General features: G+C 73.1%; 10 protein-coding genes. 4 read left to right on the top strand and 6 right to left on the bottom strand.

Features of this window, described 5'->3' with window-relative positions; genetic code table 11:
• The first annotated feature begins 230 nt into the window (after positions 1-230).
• Genes OIE69_RS06090 through OIE69_RS06080 form a run of 3 tightly spaced genes read left to right on the top strand, consistent with a single transcriptional unit; the run spans position 231 to position 2,976 of the window.
• The gene (locus OIE69_RS06090; RefSeq protein WP_018562591.1) at positions 231-680 is read left to right on the top strand and encodes a MarR family winged helix-turn-helix transcriptional regulator; all 450 of its coding nucleotides are present in this window, start codon (positions 231-233) and stop codon (positions 678-680) included.
• The gene (locus tag OIE69_RS06085) at positions 677-2,440 is read left to right on the top strand and encodes an MFS transporter (protein WP_326570905.1); all 1,764 of its coding nucleotides are present in this window, start codon (positions 677-679) and stop codon (positions 2,438-2,440) included. Before OIE69_RS06090 ends, OIE69_RS06085 begins: the two co-directional genes overlap by 4 nt.
• Positions 2,416-2,976: a cysteine hydrolase family protein gene (locus tag OIE69_RS06080; protein WP_326570904.1), complete on the top strand. Its 561-nt coding sequence runs from the start codon at positions 2,416-2,418 to the stop codon at positions 2,974-2,976. The genes OIE69_RS06085 and OIE69_RS06080 overlap by 25 nt, the downstream gene beginning before the upstream one ends.
• On the opposite strand, the gene OIE69_RS06075 is transcribed toward OIE69_RS06080, so the two are convergent.
• The 3 genes from OIE69_RS06075 to OIE69_RS06065 all read right to left on the bottom strand — a co-directional run bounded on the left by OIE69_RS06075 (position 2,957) and on the right by OIE69_RS06065 (position 8,514).
• Complete coding sequence (locus OIE69_RS06075; RefSeq protein ID WP_326570903.1) at positions 2,957-3,745, bottom strand: hypothetical protein; 789 nt, start codon at positions 3,743-3,745, stop codon at positions 2,957-2,959. The genes OIE69_RS06080 and OIE69_RS06075 overlap by 20 nt on opposite strands.
• A gap of 27 nt (positions 3,746-3,772) precedes the next feature.
• On the bottom strand, positions 3,773-4,342 hold the full coding sequence (locus OIE69_RS06070) for a GNAT family N-acetyltransferase (RefSeq protein WP_326570902.1): 570 nt from the start codon (positions 4,340-4,342) through the stop codon (positions 3,773-3,775).
• Positions 4,343-4,437: 95 nt separating this feature from the next.
• Positions 4,438-8,514: a discoidin domain-containing protein gene (locus OIE69_RS06065; protein WP_326570901.1), complete on the bottom strand. Its 4,077-nt coding sequence runs from the start codon at positions 8,512-8,514 to the stop codon at positions 4,438-4,440.
• A 287-nt stretch (positions 8,515-8,801) separates the two neighbouring features.
• Between OIE69_RS06065 and OIE69_RS06060 the strand changes: the two genes are divergently transcribed.
• The gene (locus tag OIE69_RS06060; protein WP_392567466.1) at positions 8,802-9,512 is read left to right on the top strand and encodes a Type 1 glutamine amidotransferase-like domain-containing protein; all 711 of its coding nucleotides are present in this window, start codon (positions 8,802-8,804) and stop codon (positions 9,510-9,512) included.
• A gap of 36 nt (positions 9,513-9,548) precedes the next feature.
• Here OIE69_RS06060 and OIE69_RS06055 read toward each other — a convergent pair whose 3' ends face one another.
• Genes OIE69_RS06055 through OIE69_RS06045 form a run of 3 tightly spaced genes read right to left on the bottom strand, consistent with a single transcriptional unit; the run spans position 9,549 to position 13,946 of the window.
• Positions 9,549-10,145: an SMI1/KNR4 family protein gene (locus tag OIE69_RS06055; RefSeq protein WP_326570900.1), complete on the bottom strand. Its 597-nt coding sequence runs from the start codon at positions 10,143-10,145 to the stop codon at positions 9,549-9,551.
• 58 nt (positions 10,146-10,203) lie between these two features.
• Positions 10,204-11,196 carry an ABC transporter ATP-binding protein gene (locus OIE69_RS06050; protein ID WP_326570899.1) on the bottom strand — a complete coding sequence of 331 codons (993 nt, stop codon included), beginning with the start codon at positions 11,194-11,196 and terminating at the stop codon, positions 10,204-10,206.
• Positions 11,193-13,946 (bottom strand): FtsX-like permease family protein, encoded by a 2,754-nt coding sequence (locus OIE69_RS06045; protein WP_326580998.1) that lies wholly within the window; start codon positions 13,944-13,946, stop codon positions 11,193-11,195. Before OIE69_RS06045 ends, OIE69_RS06050 begins: the two co-directional genes overlap by 4 nt.
• Positions 13,947-13,956: the final 10 nt, after the last annotated feature.

Raw genomic sequence — 13,956 nt, 5'->3', positions numbered from 1 at the left:
TACGTGGTTCACCTTTGAAGTATTAGGCGAGCCTAACCTTATGCGCTGTCTGCGAGTCTCCCGCAAGCGGGGGGTCCCCGGGCGCCCCGTCGCCCTCGTGTGAACTGCGGCGTCACCGGGATCGTGGGTCACGGTCCGGCGAGTGGGGGCGCGGCAAGCGTTCGTCCTTGGCGCGGTCTTGACCAGAGCTCGATAGTTACATCAGATTGATTAACCTACTGTTACTGAATATGGATGCCAAGGCACTCGAAGCCGGTGAGCCGACCGAGGTCGGGGCCGCGTTGCGGCTGAGCGTGGGGCGGATCGCGCGGCGGTTGCGGCAGGCGCACGCCGTCGGCGACGTCACGCTGTCGGAGGTGTCGGTGATCGCCCGGCTGGACCGGGACGGCCCGGATTCGCCGGGGTCGCTGGCCGAGCTGGAGCGGGTGCGCCCGCAGGCGATGGCGACGACGCTGGCCGGGCTGGAGGAACGCGGGCTGGTGAGCCGCAGGCCGGACGCCCACGACAGGCGGCGCGTCGTGATGACGGTGACGGAGGCGGGGCTCAAGGTGCTCGCGGACCGGCGGTCGGAGTCGGTGCAGCGGCTGGCCGCCGTGCTGGGCGGGCAGTTCACCGCCGAGGAACGGCGGCAGCTCGTCGACGCGCTGCCGCTGCTGGACCGGCTGGCGGAGAAGCTGTGACCACCGCGCAGGCGGACGACGGCGGCCGCTACAAGTGGGTGGCGCTGTCGAACACGACGCTCGGCGTGCTGATCGCGACCATCGACGCCTCGATCGTGATCATCTCCCTGCCGGCCATCTTCCGCGGCATCGGCCTGGACCCGCTCGCCCCCGGCAACATCGGCTATCTGCTCTGGATGATCCTCGGCTACCTGCTGGTCTCCGCCGTGCTGGTGGTCGTGCTCGGCCGGCTCGGCGACATGTTCGGCCGGGTCCGGATGTACAACATGGGCTTCGCGATCTTCGCCGGCGCGTCGCTCGCGCTCTCCCTCGACCCGCTGAGGGGCGGGGGCGGCGCCCTGTGGCTGATCGGCTTCCGGATCGTGCAGGCCGTCGGCGGGTCGATGCTGACCGCGAACTCCGCGGCCATCCTCACCGACGCCTTCCCCGCCCGGCAGCGCGGCATGGCGCTGGGCATCAACCAGATCACCGCGCTCGCCGGCCAGTTCCTCGGGCTGATCGCGGGCGGCCTGCTGGCGACCATCGACTGGCGTGCCGTGTTCTGGGTGAGCGTGCCCATCGGCGTCGCCGGCACCCTCTGGTCGTACCGCAGCCTGCGGGAGACCGGCGCGCGCAAGCCGGGGCGCGTCGACTGGATCGGCAACCTCACCTTCACCGCGGGCGCCGGAGGACTGCTCGCCGCCATCACGTACGGCATCCAGCCCTACGGCGGCCACGCCACGGGCTGGACCAACCCCTGGGTGCTGGGCGGCCTGGCCGCGGGCGCGCTGCTGCTCGCGGTGTTCTGCTTCGCGGAGACCCGGGTCGCGGAACCGATGTTCCAGCTCGCGCTGTTCCGCGTCAGGGCGTTCGCCGCCGGCAACCTGGCGGTGCTGCTCACCGCGATCGCCCGCGGCGGCCTGCAGTTCACCCTCATCATCTGGCTGCAGGGCATCTGGCTGCCGCTGCGCGGCTACGACTTCGAGCAGACGCCCCTGTGGGCGGGCCTGTTCATGCTGCCGCTGACCGTCGGCTTCCTCGTGGCGGGGCCGGTGTCCGGGTACCTGTCGGACCGCTTCGGCGCACGGCTGTTCTCCACCACCGGACTCGTCCTGGTGGCGGCCTCGTTCGTCGGCCTGCTCGCGCTCCCCGCCGACTTCTCGTACCCCGCCTTCGCGGCACTGCTGCTGGTGAGCGGCATCGGGCAGGGCATGTTCTCGGCCCCCAACACCTCGGCGATCATGGGCAGCGTCGCACCCGAACACCGCGGTGTCGCCTCCGGTATGCGGTCCACCTTCCAGAACTCCGGGACCGCGCTCTCCATCGGCCTGTGCTTCTCGCTGATGATCGCCGGACTGGCCGGCTCGCTCCCGGGGACGCTGGAGAACGGCCTGCGGGCGAACGGCGTGCCCGCCGGCACCGCCGAACAGGTCGCCGGACTGCCGCCGGTCAGCACCCTGTTCGCCACCTTCCTCGGCGACAACCCCATCGGCCACCTGCTCGGGCCCAGCGGGGTCCTGGCCACCCTGCCCGAGCACCAGGTGCACATCCTGACCGGCACGGCCTTCTTCCCCACGCTCGTCTCCGGTCCCTTCCACCACGGACTCGTCACCGTCTTCGGCGCGGCCGCCGTCATGGCACTGATCGCCGCGCTCGCCTCCGCGCTGCGCGGCCGCCGCGACACCCCCGCGGCGCGCCGGCCCGGCGGCGGGGACGACTCGCACGGTCCCCACGGCACGAACAAAGGACAGCAAGAATGGCGCGCAGCGCACTCCTCGTGATGGACGTCCAGCGGGCCATCACGGACCGCTTCACCGTGGACACCGGCTACCTGTCCCGGGTGCGTGAGGCGACCGATGCCGCGCGCGCCGCGGACATCCCCGTCATCCACGTCGTCATCGGGTTCCGCGCCGGTCACCCGGAGGTCAGCCCGCGCAACAAGACCTTCGGCGCGCTCGCCCGGGGCGGCGGCTTCGCCGCGGGCGACCCGGGCGCCGAGATCCACCCCGACGTCGCGCCTGTGCCCGGCGACGTCGTCGTCACCAAGAAGCGCGTCAGCGCCTTCGCGGGCAGCGACCTCGACATGGTCCTGCGGGCGCGCGGCGTCGACAGCCTCGTCCTGACCGGCATCGCCACCTCAGGCGTGGTCCTGTCCACGCTGCGCCAGGCGGCCGACCTCGACTTCGGCCTGACCGTGCCGGCGGACGGGTGCCTGGACCCCGACCCCGAGGTGCACCGCGTGCTCACCGGGAAGGTGTTCCCGCGGCAGGCGGACGTCGTCACCGTGGAGGAATGGGTCACGTCGATCGCGCACTGACCGCCGTGGACGGCTCCCCGTACTCTCCCAGGGCGCGGGCGAGCCGCTCCTGCTCGGCGGCGGTCACGCCGAGGCCCGGCAGCGGCCACGAGCCGGGCCGTCCGGCGCCGTCCCCGGCACGGGAACCGCCGCCGCTGAGCGGCGAGCCCCACGCCGGGTCGTGCCAGATCCCGTCCTCCGTCCCGCCGATGAGGCACCGGGCCGCGAGGGCCGCGGTCTCCTGCGGGGCCCCGACCGCCGTGAGCGCGGAGGCGATCCGCGGAACGGCCTCCGCCGCATGCCGTGGCCCGTCGGTGAGGACGGGCAGCAGGAGCAGCAGCCGGGCGGCGGGGTCGGACAGGCCCTCGTCCGGGCCGTGACCCGGCCCGCCGTCCGGTACGGAAGCGGCGACGTGCAGCAGTTGACGCCAGTGCAGACCGGGGCCGCTGCGGTCGCCGTCGTACGAGAGCAGGGTCTCCGCACACGCCCAGCCGGGGTGGGTGAGAAGGAAGTCCAGCCCGGGGTCGCCGTCGAGGTTCCGGAAGACCGCGACGACGCGGTGCCCGTCCCCGAACGGCACCCGCAGGACCGGCCAGGCCCGCTCGTCGTACAGCACCCCCGCCAGCGCGTCGGTGTCGGCCCCGTCGTCCCCGAACCACTCCGGTTCGGGACGCACGCCGTCCGGCCCGGCCTCGCACCACCCCAGGAGGTGGTTCGCCCAGAAGCCGGGCCGGTCCGCCAGCGTTTCGCCGGCCGTCAGCGGTCCGTGGTCGTAGCCCTTGATCAGCACGCCGCACAGGATGCCAGACGCCGCCGGTCAGTCCAGCGGCACGGTGCTGCCCGACGCCGCGGTGGCGGCGACGCGGCCGCGCAGGTCGAGCCGGAGACGCAGGAAGTCGACGCCACCCGGGCCCGGGCGGCGACCGCCCTCCGGGACCCAGCCGTGGCGGGTGTAGAAGGCGAGGGCACGGCTGTTGCGCTCCCAGGCGTCCAGCAGCCCCGTCTCCAGGGAGGACTCCCGCAGGAAGCGCACGAACTCGGCGTGCAGCAGCCCCCCGACGCCGCGGCCCCAGCGGTCCGGCCGCACATGGATCCGGTGCAGCTCACCGCACGAGGGCGCGGCCTCCGCACCCTCCTTGGGCGGGCCCATGGCCACCACACCGACCACCTCGGTGTCCTCGACGGCGCACAGCACCGTCGTCGCGCTCGACTGGATCGCGTGCGCCCAGGTCGCACGGCGGCGCGCCCACCCGTCGGGGCTGTCGATCTCTGAGCCGGGCAGGCCGCCCGCCTGGTAGTACGCGGCACGTGCCTGTGTGTGCACGTCCACGATGGCCGCCAGGTCGCCGAACCGCGCCGGGCGCATCAGGGTTGGAGAAGTCGTCACCTCCTGTCAGACGTCCGCGATGTGGGACGGGTTCCCGGCGCGCGGGACCGCCGTGGCGGCCACCCCGAAGGTGACCGCCACGGCGGCGCGACCGGCTACGGCTGCGCGGTGACCGCGGGCACGTTGTACCCGTCGACCCGCAGCTTCGGCCGCTTCGACGGCAGCGCCCCGGCGGGCCAGGACAGCGTCACCGTGCGGCTCTCACCGGGCAGCAGCCACACGTAGTTGTCGCTGTACAGCGTCGGCAGCACCCGGTCGCCGGAACGGGAGTCCAGCAGGGAGAGCCGGACCAGGGCGGCGACCGTGGCCCCCCGGTTGCTCACCCGCGCGGTCAGCCCGTGCCGGTCGCCCGAGAAGTCGGTGTCCGTGACGTCGGCGGCGACCCGGGTCCGCGCGGCCTTGTTGAGCGCCTGCATGTGCTCGGGCTTGCGGTAACGCCAGTAGACGTTCTCGGACAGCACCTCGCCATGGCGGTCCGTCAGCCGCAGCCGCAGCAGGTGGAAGTCCGGCAGGCCGTCCGTCCAGGCCACGGTGAACGCGTCCGCCTTCGCGGACGCCGCGACGTCCACCGTGCCGCGCCGCTCCGCGGACAGCGGATGGCCCGACAGGTCGAGCAGACGCGCGGACACCGTCGCGCCCTTGAGAGCCGCGGGCGTGTGGTTGACCGCCACGACCTTCCCGGTCACGGGGTCGGCCTGCACGTGGACGGGCTCGGCGGCCTTGCGGACCCCGTAGTAGGCGCCGTTGACGTCGAAGTCGTAGTCGTACGTCTGCCACACGGTGCTGTACCAGGCGGGGTGCGACATCCACAGCATCAGGCCGGAGGCGTCTTCCCACAGCCGGCCGTTCCAGGCCTCGAACATGGCACGGAAGTTCTCGTAGTTGACGAACTGCGCCTTGCGGGAGAAGTCGTCGAGGTCCTCCGCCGTGCCGAGCCGGCCCTCGATGGCCGCGCGGTAGTTCTGCGGGGCCTGGTTGCCGCGGGTGCTCCAATCGTGGTGGTACCAGACGCCGCCGACCGGCCACTCGGGCTCCTCGCCGGCCATGCGCCGCATGGTCTCGGCCGTCGAGACGACGGGCATGCCGATCTCGGTGTGGAACCCGAAGCTGCCACCGCCGTAGGTCGACGCGGAGTAGTACCGCTCGGGCTCGACCCAGCCGTAGGGCCCGCCGCCGGAGACGATGCCGCCCGCCGAGTTGTTCTGGTAGAGCAGGCCGGGGGCCTCCGCGCGCACCGCGGTGCGCATCCCCTCGTCGACCGGGCCCGGGGGGTTGCCCTCGTTGGCGCCGCACCACACCACGACGCTGGGGTGGATGCGGTAGCGCCGCACGGTGTCCCGCGCCAGGTCGAGGAAGGCCTGGCGGTTGGGCGGGTCCATCGCCCAGGCGTTGGGGAAGTCGTTCCACACCAGCAGGCCGTGCTCGTCGCAACTGGCGTAGAACTCCTCGCGGTTGCTGCTGCCGACCCAGTTGCGGATCATCGTGAAGTTCATGTCGCGGTGCATGCGCACGGCCGCGTCCATGCGCTCCGCGGGCATGCGGCGCAGCAGCTCGTCCCAGCCCCAGTTGCCGCCGCGGGCGAAGACGCGGACGCCGTTGACGCTGATCTTGAGCGGCACGGTGGAGTTGTCGACGGACTTCACGTCGGTCCAGTCGTCGCCGTCGTCGGAGACCTGGACGGTGTACGTCCTGGCGTACGCCTGCTCCCAGGTGATGACGACCCGGTCGAACCGTACCGCGGAGCCCAGGTCGACCTGGATCCACTGCTCGTCCTCGTACTTCGAGGACCAGCGGGTGCCGGGCTTGCCGTCCACCGCGTTGCCCGGCCCGCTGCCGTCGCCCTCGAAGGACGAGGCGGTGGCCTCCTTGCGCAGCGCCAGGTCGGTGCCCGGCGTGCCGCTGTCGACCACCGACAGGCCCCACATCGACGAGCCCCAGCTGGTGGCGCGCGTGTGGCAGAGGATCCGCAGGTAGCGGGCCGTGGTCGCGGCGAACTCCACGTCCTGCAGGCTCGCCGAGCCCGAGGTCTGGAAGGGCAGCGGGACCGCGGCGTTGTCGACGGACGCGGCGTCGGTCCAGGCGTCGCCGTCGTCGGAGACCTGGACGGTGTACGTCTCGGCGTACGCCTGCTCCCAGGTGACGACGACACGGTCGAAGGCGACCGCGGAGCCGAGGTCCACCTGGACCCACTGGTCGTCCTCGAACTTCGACGACCAGCGCGTGCCCGGGTCCCCGTCCGTGACGTTGCCGGGTCGGTTGGACGGGTCGTCGGTGGAGGAGGCGGTGGCGTCCTTGTGCAGGGCGAGGTCGAGATCGGGCACGGTGCTGTCGGCGACCGACAGGGCCCACATCGACGAGCCCCAGTCGGTGGCCCGGGTGCGGCACAGGACGCGCACGTAGCGGGCGGTCCGCCGGGTGAAGGTCACCGTCTGCGCGTAGGCGTTGGAGCCCGACTGGAAGGTCAGCGGGACGTCGTACTCGTAGCCGAACTGGCGCAGGCCGAAGCGCGTGGTGCGCCGGTCGCTCTCCTGCCCGGCCACGGAGGCGGTGAGGGTGAGCCGGTGCAGCTCCGGCTCGCCGTAGCCGTTGGGCCACCACAGCTTCGGGTTCCGCAGGCGCAGCTTCGGGTCCGAGGCCGGGGCGAAGACGACGTCGGTGCTGCCGCCCCCGGGCACGGTGACCGTCCGCTGCACGCGTACGCCGTCGAACGCGGCGGTGACGGTGACGGACCGGGCGTCCGCGGCGGCGTTGCGGACCGGGACGACGACGGTCACCTCGGCCGTTCCGGTGCCGGGCAGGTCCGGCAGGACGGTGTCGACGCGGGGGTCGCCGAGGACGGCGTCGCCGGTGGAGCGCAGCCGTACGTGGTTCCAGATGCCGGCGGCCCGGTCGCGCACGGCGGGCATCCAGTCCCAGCCGGAGGAGGCCAGGTAGGTCGGCGAGTTGCGGTTCATCATGTTCGCGCCGGCATCGACGAAGGCGAGCCCGGCCGGGCCCTTGTCGCCGGGGCTGCCGGGGAACGGCATGGGGCTGATCTTCACCGCGAGGGCCTGCGGGCCGTCGGCGGCCAGCAGCGCGGTCACGTCGTAGGCGGCGCGGGCGAAGGGGAAGGTGAGGGTGCCGGCCTGCTTGCCGTTGAGCCAGATGTCGGCCTCGTGGTTGACCCCGTCGAACTCGAGCCAGACGCGGCGCCCGGCCCCGGTGCGCAGGCCCTTGGGCAGGCGGAACTCGCGCCGGTACCACCAGGAGTGGCGGGAGAGGGCCTCGGGGATGTGCAGGTTGGCGAAGCCGGCGACGGGGTCGGGCAGGTGCCCCTCCGCCACGAGCGAGGACAGGACGGTTCCCGGCACGGTGGCCGGCAGCCAGGCGCTGGTGTCCACGGACGGCGCCGACAGCTCCGCGGCGCTGCCACCCGCCCAGTCGTCCATGGTCAGGTCCCAGCCGGACTCCAGCGGCACGGTGCCGTCGTCGGCGACCTCGAGGGCCGGGGGCGTGCGGTGGTGGGTGCCCCAGTCGGTCCAGCCGGTGGCCTCGGGGCGCCGGCCGCGCGGGGTGCCGTACACCTGCAGGCCGTTGAGGCCCAGCGGGTTGGCGTTGGAGCGCTTGGTGACGGTCATCCGCACCCAGCGGGCGGTGACGGGCTTGGGCAGGGCGATCTCCACGACCCCGCCCTTGCCGTCGTCGGTGCGGTGCGCGACGCTCCACGACGTGCCGTCGCGCGAGGTCTCGATCACGAAGGCGACCGCGCAACTCGACAGGATCTCCTGGCCGGTGGTGTTGTCGCGGGGGTTGCCGCCCGTCCCGGGGGTGTACGGCGGGTCGTCAGCCGTCGCCTCGAAGGTCAGGCGCACCGACTCGACCTTGCACAGGGCCTGGAGGTCGACGGTTATCCACTGGGGGTCGCCGGCGGCGGCCCGCCATCCGGAGCCCCGGACGCCGACCCGGTCGAGACCGTCGACGGCGAACTCGGCCGGTGTGGGGGCGTAGTCGGTGGAGGACACGGTGACCGGGCGGTACGCGGCGAGTTCGCCCCGGGCGCCGGAGGGGTTGGAGGGCCGCGTCCCGGCCGAGGCGGCGGCGGGGAAGGCCATGCCGAGCCCGAACCCCGCGAGGAGGGTGGAGCCGGTGGAGAGTACGGCGCGTCGGGAGGGCAGGGAGGACTGGTCCGGCATGAACAACGGCTCCGTTCAGGGATGTTCAATGAGGAGACGGCCTGGCATCATCGAGGCGATGACAACGTTGCCATCGCGATGACAACGTTGCCGAACATGCACCCGCCGGGAAGAGCCTGTCAAGGTTTTGAGCACACCACGTTCCGGGATTCTCCTAAATTAGGAATACATATTGACATGCGTCCGACTTCGCGTCAGAGTCGTTGGTCCGCCGGTGCCGGGGGCCGTTCCCGGGCCGGCCCGGGGCGAGCGGTGTGGCCCGCCGAGGGGGCGTCAAGGATGTCCCCATGACCACGAAGAGAAGGATCGTGCTGCTGGGCGGCGGTTTCTCCGGAATGCCCGGTACGCCCGGCTCGCCGCTCGACACATACCTGCTGCGCACCACTGGACGGCCCCGCCCGAAGGTCTGCTTCGTTCCCACCGCGAGCGGTGACGCGCGGGCGTACGTCGAGGAGTTCCACGCGGCGTTCGCCGCGCGCGACTGCGAACCCACCCACCTGCCGCTCTTCAGCCGCGACCACCAGGACCTGCGTTCCCTCGTCCTCTCCCAGGACGTCGTCTACGTCGGCGGCGGCAACACCGCGGCCATGCTCGCCGTGTGGCGGGTGCACGGCCTGGACGCGGTCCTCCGCGAGGCCCACGACGCCGGCGTTCTCCTCTGCGGTATCAGCGCCGGCGCCAACTGCTGGTTCCGGGCCTGCCTCACCGACTCCTTCGGTCCTGTCACGCCTCTGCGCGACGGCCTCGGCCTGCTCCCGGGGGGCTTCTGCCCGCACTACGACAGCGAGCCCGCCCGCGAGCCCGCGTTCCGTGCCGCCGTGGCCGCGGGGGAGCTGCCCGCCGGCTGGGCCCTGGACGACGGCGCGGCGGCCCTGTTCACCGAAGGCGAGCTCACGGAGGTGGTCGCGGAACGACCGGGCCCGACCCTGCACCGCGTGGAGCCCGGGAGCGGCGGCACGATGCGAGAGACTGCGCTGCCCGCACGCCTGCTGCCGTGAGGCCCGGCGCGGGGCGGGGCGCAGCGCCGATCACGCCTACCGCGCGCGTCGCCGCCTTGCGAACTGCGGCCGGACGGCGGGCGGTCGGTGGTCCCAGACGAGGAGACCCTCGTCCGTCACCCGCGGGACGTGGTGGACCATGGGCGTGCCGCCCTGCAGTGACGCGGCGAGTTCCTCGAGGTACGCGGTCAGGGAAGGCCATGGGTGACCGCCGCCGCCGGTCTCCATGAAGTAGGTGCTCACCGAGCCGTACCCGGCCCCCGACCGGACGTCGAGGTAGAGCCTGCTCCATGCGTCGTGGTTGGCGGCGAACGGGATCCACTGCGGGTGCCACCACGTGCCCACCAGATCGTCGCTGTCGAGAAGGGCGCACAGCGTGCTGTGCATCGACACGATCTCCCGGAGCGGCAGCAGACGCTTCCGCTGCAGGAATCGCCCGGCTTCGGTGTCCTCCGCACCGTCGTGCAGTCGCAGTAGAAGGGCCAGCTGGTGCGGGATGGTGAGCCCCATGCTCTCCTCGGCCGCCGCGAGTTCCGCCGGCGTGGTGCCAGGGCGCAGCGCTGATCGGACCAGTGGTGCCTCTGCCGTCAGCCAGTTCTCGACCCGGTTCCACGCCTCGCTCAACGACTGCATCCCGCTCGCTCGCCTCCTTCGGCCGGAACGATGGTCGCACCCGCCACCGACAGTGGAGCTACGAGCTCGGCGTGCCCTCGGCGTTGTCGTCGGGGCGGACGGCGATGTGGTCGGGTTCGAGTTGGAGCATGACGCGGTTGCGGATGTCGAGGGCGTGGGTGTAGTCGCGGGGGAGTTGGAGGCGGCCGGAGCGGTCGACGGTGGCGTATTCGCTGGCGTGGACGGTGGTGCGGCCTTCGTCGTCGACGCTGGTGCGGCGCAGGACTTCGGAGGCGGTGCGGCCGTCGCGGATGGCGACGGTGCGGTCGACGGCGGTGGCGACGGCCTGGTCGTGGGTGACGACGACGATGGTGGTGCCGAGTTGTTCGTTGGCGGTGCGGAATGCGGCGAAGACCTGTTCGCCGGTGGCGGAGTCGAGTTGGCCGGTGGGTTCGTCGGCGAGTACGAGGGAGGGGTGGTTGGCCAGGGCGACGGCGATGGCGGTGCGTTGTTGTTCGCCGCCGGACATCTGCTGTGGGCGTCGGTGGGCGCAGTGGCCGACGCCGAGCATGTCGAGTAGTTCGGTGGCGCGGTCGGCGCGTGCTGTGCGGCCTTTGACGCGGCCGGAGAGGCGCATGGGCAGGACGACGTTCTGCAGGGCGGTGAGGTAGGGCAGCAGGTTGCGTGAGGTCTGTTGCCAGACGAAGCCGACGACTTCGCGCTGGTAGCGCAGGCGGTCGGCGGCGTTCAGGGTGAGGAGGTCGAAGCCGGCGACGGAGGCGGCGCCGGCGGTGGGGGTGTCGAGGCCGGCGAGGATGTTGAGCAGGGTGGATTTGCCGCTGCCGGACGCGCCGACCAGGGCCATCAGTTCGCCCTGCTGCACCAGCAGGTCCAGTCCCTGCAGGGCCTGGACCTCCACGCCCTGGGCGGTGAAGATCCGCACCAGGCGGTCGCAGACGATCAGGGCGTCGTGCCCGTAGGCGGGCTGCTCGCGGTTCTCGGTGACGCGTCGTTCCAGGTCCGCCAGCGTCGTGCCGCCGCGTTCCACCGTCCCCGGTGTGTCCTGACTCATGATCGTTCCCCCATCCGGAGTTCGGTTCCTTCTCCCCGCCGTCCTGTCAGCCAGGCCTGCACGGCCAGCACCACGCAGGCCAGGACCACCAGCGAGGCCGACGGCAGCAGCAGCGACAGCGGGTCCGTGCGAAGTACCGCCTCGGACACTCCGGTGACCTCGGCCGCGGAGAAGGCCAGCGCGGTCAGATCGACCCCCTGACGCAGCAGCGGCACCGTGGCCAGGCTGACCAGGATGCCGCCCAGCGCACCGAGCAACACCTGCGGCAGTGTCTCCAGGACGGCGAGCCACTGCCGCTGACGGCTCGTCATGCCCATCGTCCGCAACCGGGCCAGCAGCGCCTTGCGCTGCGGTGTGTGCACCATCAGGGACAGCAGCAGGGCCAGTGCGCTGTAGCCGGCGCCCGCCGCCACGGCCGCCAGATACACCCGACGGGCGCCGGTCTGCAGGGCCGAGGAGGTGAACGAGGCGCGTTCCGCCGAGCGCAGGGCCACCGTCAGGTCCGATGAGGCGGCGCGCGCGACGGCCTTCAGTGCCCGTCCGTCCACCCCCGGCCCGGTGACGTACAGGGCGGTCGCGCCTTGGACGGAGGAGTGGGCGGTCTCGGGGTGCGCTCGGGCCAGCCCGGCGGCGGAGATGATCACGAAGTCGCCGCCCGGGACGGCCGGTGTCACGTCGCGCACGGCGACCGTGCGCACCGGCGTCGCTCCCGCGTAGGCCTGCACGGTCGAGGTCGTCCTGCCGAACTCCGCTGCCAGCCCGGGGGAGACGATCGCGGGGAGCGGCCCGGCGCCTTCGCGCTCCAGCGTCGAGGCGGAGAAGGGCGCGCCGATGCCCGTGGCCGCCACCAGGGCGGCGTAACGCGCCGGATCGACGACCACCAGGTCGTACGAGGTGCCGGCCGGGATCGTCGACAGGCCCGTCTCGATCCGCACGGGCGAGGTGCCGTGCACGCCGTGCACCCGCCGGACCCGCGCGTCCAGTCCCGCCGGCAGCGTGGTGAGCGAGTCGATCCGCGCGTCGCCGCCGACCGTGCGAGTGGCGGCCTGGTCGCGGCCGCTCTCGACGCCGGTGAGGACCGAGCCGCCGAAGGACGTCACGGCCAGCGCCACCAGCACGGCCACCAGCGGCAGCGCCGTGGCGGAGGGCGTGCGGCCGGCCCGAGCCAGCCCCAGGTACAGGACGGTGCCCCGCAGCCGGGCCGCCGGACGGGACAGCAGCCGCAGTGGCAGCGGGTACAACCGCAGCAGGACGAGCGCCCCGACGACCGCGACCAGCACCGGTGCCGAGGCGGTCAGCAGGTCCGCGCCGCCGTCCGTCGTGCCCCGGCGCCGCAGCGCCACCACGGCACCGGTCACGACGACGGCCACCGTCAGCTCCGCCACGGTACGGCGGCGCGAGGGCCGGGTCTGCACGAGGTCGTCGCGCTGCTCCGGTCCCACCCGGCGGGTGAGCACCACGGCCCGCAGCGGCAGCGCCGGCACGGCGACCGCCGCCACCAGCGCCCCCGCGAGCAGGGAGGCCGCCGTGCGTTCGGCCGGCACCAGCAGCAGCGCGAGCAGCACCCCGGCCGCCGCGCAGGGGACGACAACGACCGCGCTCTCCGTCAGCAGCCGGGCGCACAGACCCGTCAGGCTGCTCCCGCGAGCGCGCAGCAGGCGCAGTTCGGTACGGCGACGGGTCGCCGACAGGCCGCCCGCCATCAGCAGCACGATGCCCGCCACCGATCCCACGCCCACCGTGGCGATCAGCACCAGGGGCGCGGCCGCCTCGCGCTCGCGCGCGAACGGCCCGAGCAGTTCGGCGAGTCCGTCCTGCCCCACGGTGATGTCCTGATTGCCCGTCAGGAGGCGCAGCCGGGTGGAGTCCGGTCCACCCGACAGCGACGCAAGCCGGTCGCGCAGTTCGGGTACGTCCTGGGCGGAGAGCGCGCCGATGTCGGCGGGGTGGTGCCAGTACAGGCGGGCGCCGTCGGGCAGGCCGAGCACCACGCCGGCCGCGTCCTGGCCGATCAGCGCGGTGAAGTGCCAGTAGTACTCGGGATCGTCGCCGGGCTGCCCGGGGACGCTCACCAGGGCCGGCGCGAGCACGTCCTGCTCGGCGTTCCAGAAGGCCTCGCCCGGTGAGCGGGGTTCGACGATCCCGGTGATCCGCACGGCCAGCCCCGCCCCGGTCGTGTCCTGCAGGTGGACCGCGGAACCCGCGCGCAGACCCATCACCTTCGCGGTCCGTGCCGTCACCACCGCCTCCACCTGGCGCTCCCCGGAGGTCGCCGCGGGCATGCGTCCGGCGACGAGGCGGGAGCGGGACGAGAGACCCGCCTGCGAGACGAGCGTCGCCCGCGGATCGCGGTTCTGCGTCGGACGCGGCAGGCCGGGATCGGTCGCGGACGCCGCCACCGCGTTGCGCACCCCGTACACGGTCTGCGCGGTGTCCAGGGCCAGCGGCGGCCGGACCACACTGCGGAACGCGCTCTCGGCGGCGGCAAGGGAGCTCGCCCTGAACGGCGAACCGGCCCCGACGCGCACCCCGGCGAAGGACACGTCCAAGGTGGCGGTGACGCTGCGGTCGGGCAGGGAGGCCCGCCGGAGGGTGTCCCGCAGCGCGGCGTCCTCATAGCCCTCGACGGTGCGGGGCAGCGCCGCCGCCAGGAACGCGGTCACCAGCACCAGGGCGGCCAGCGCCAGCGCCCCGCCCGGGGCGGCCCGCAGGCGGGCCCAGGTCCACGAGGCCGTCCGGGCCGTACGCACCTCGGTCAAC

The sequence above is a fragment of the Actinacidiphila glaucinigra genome, from assembly GCF_035918135.1.
Lineage (GTDB): Bacteria > Actinomycetota > Actinomycetes > Streptomycetales > Streptomycetaceae > Actinacidiphila > Actinacidiphila glaucinigra.
This window is presented reverse-complemented; position numbering and strand designations above follow the sequence as displayed.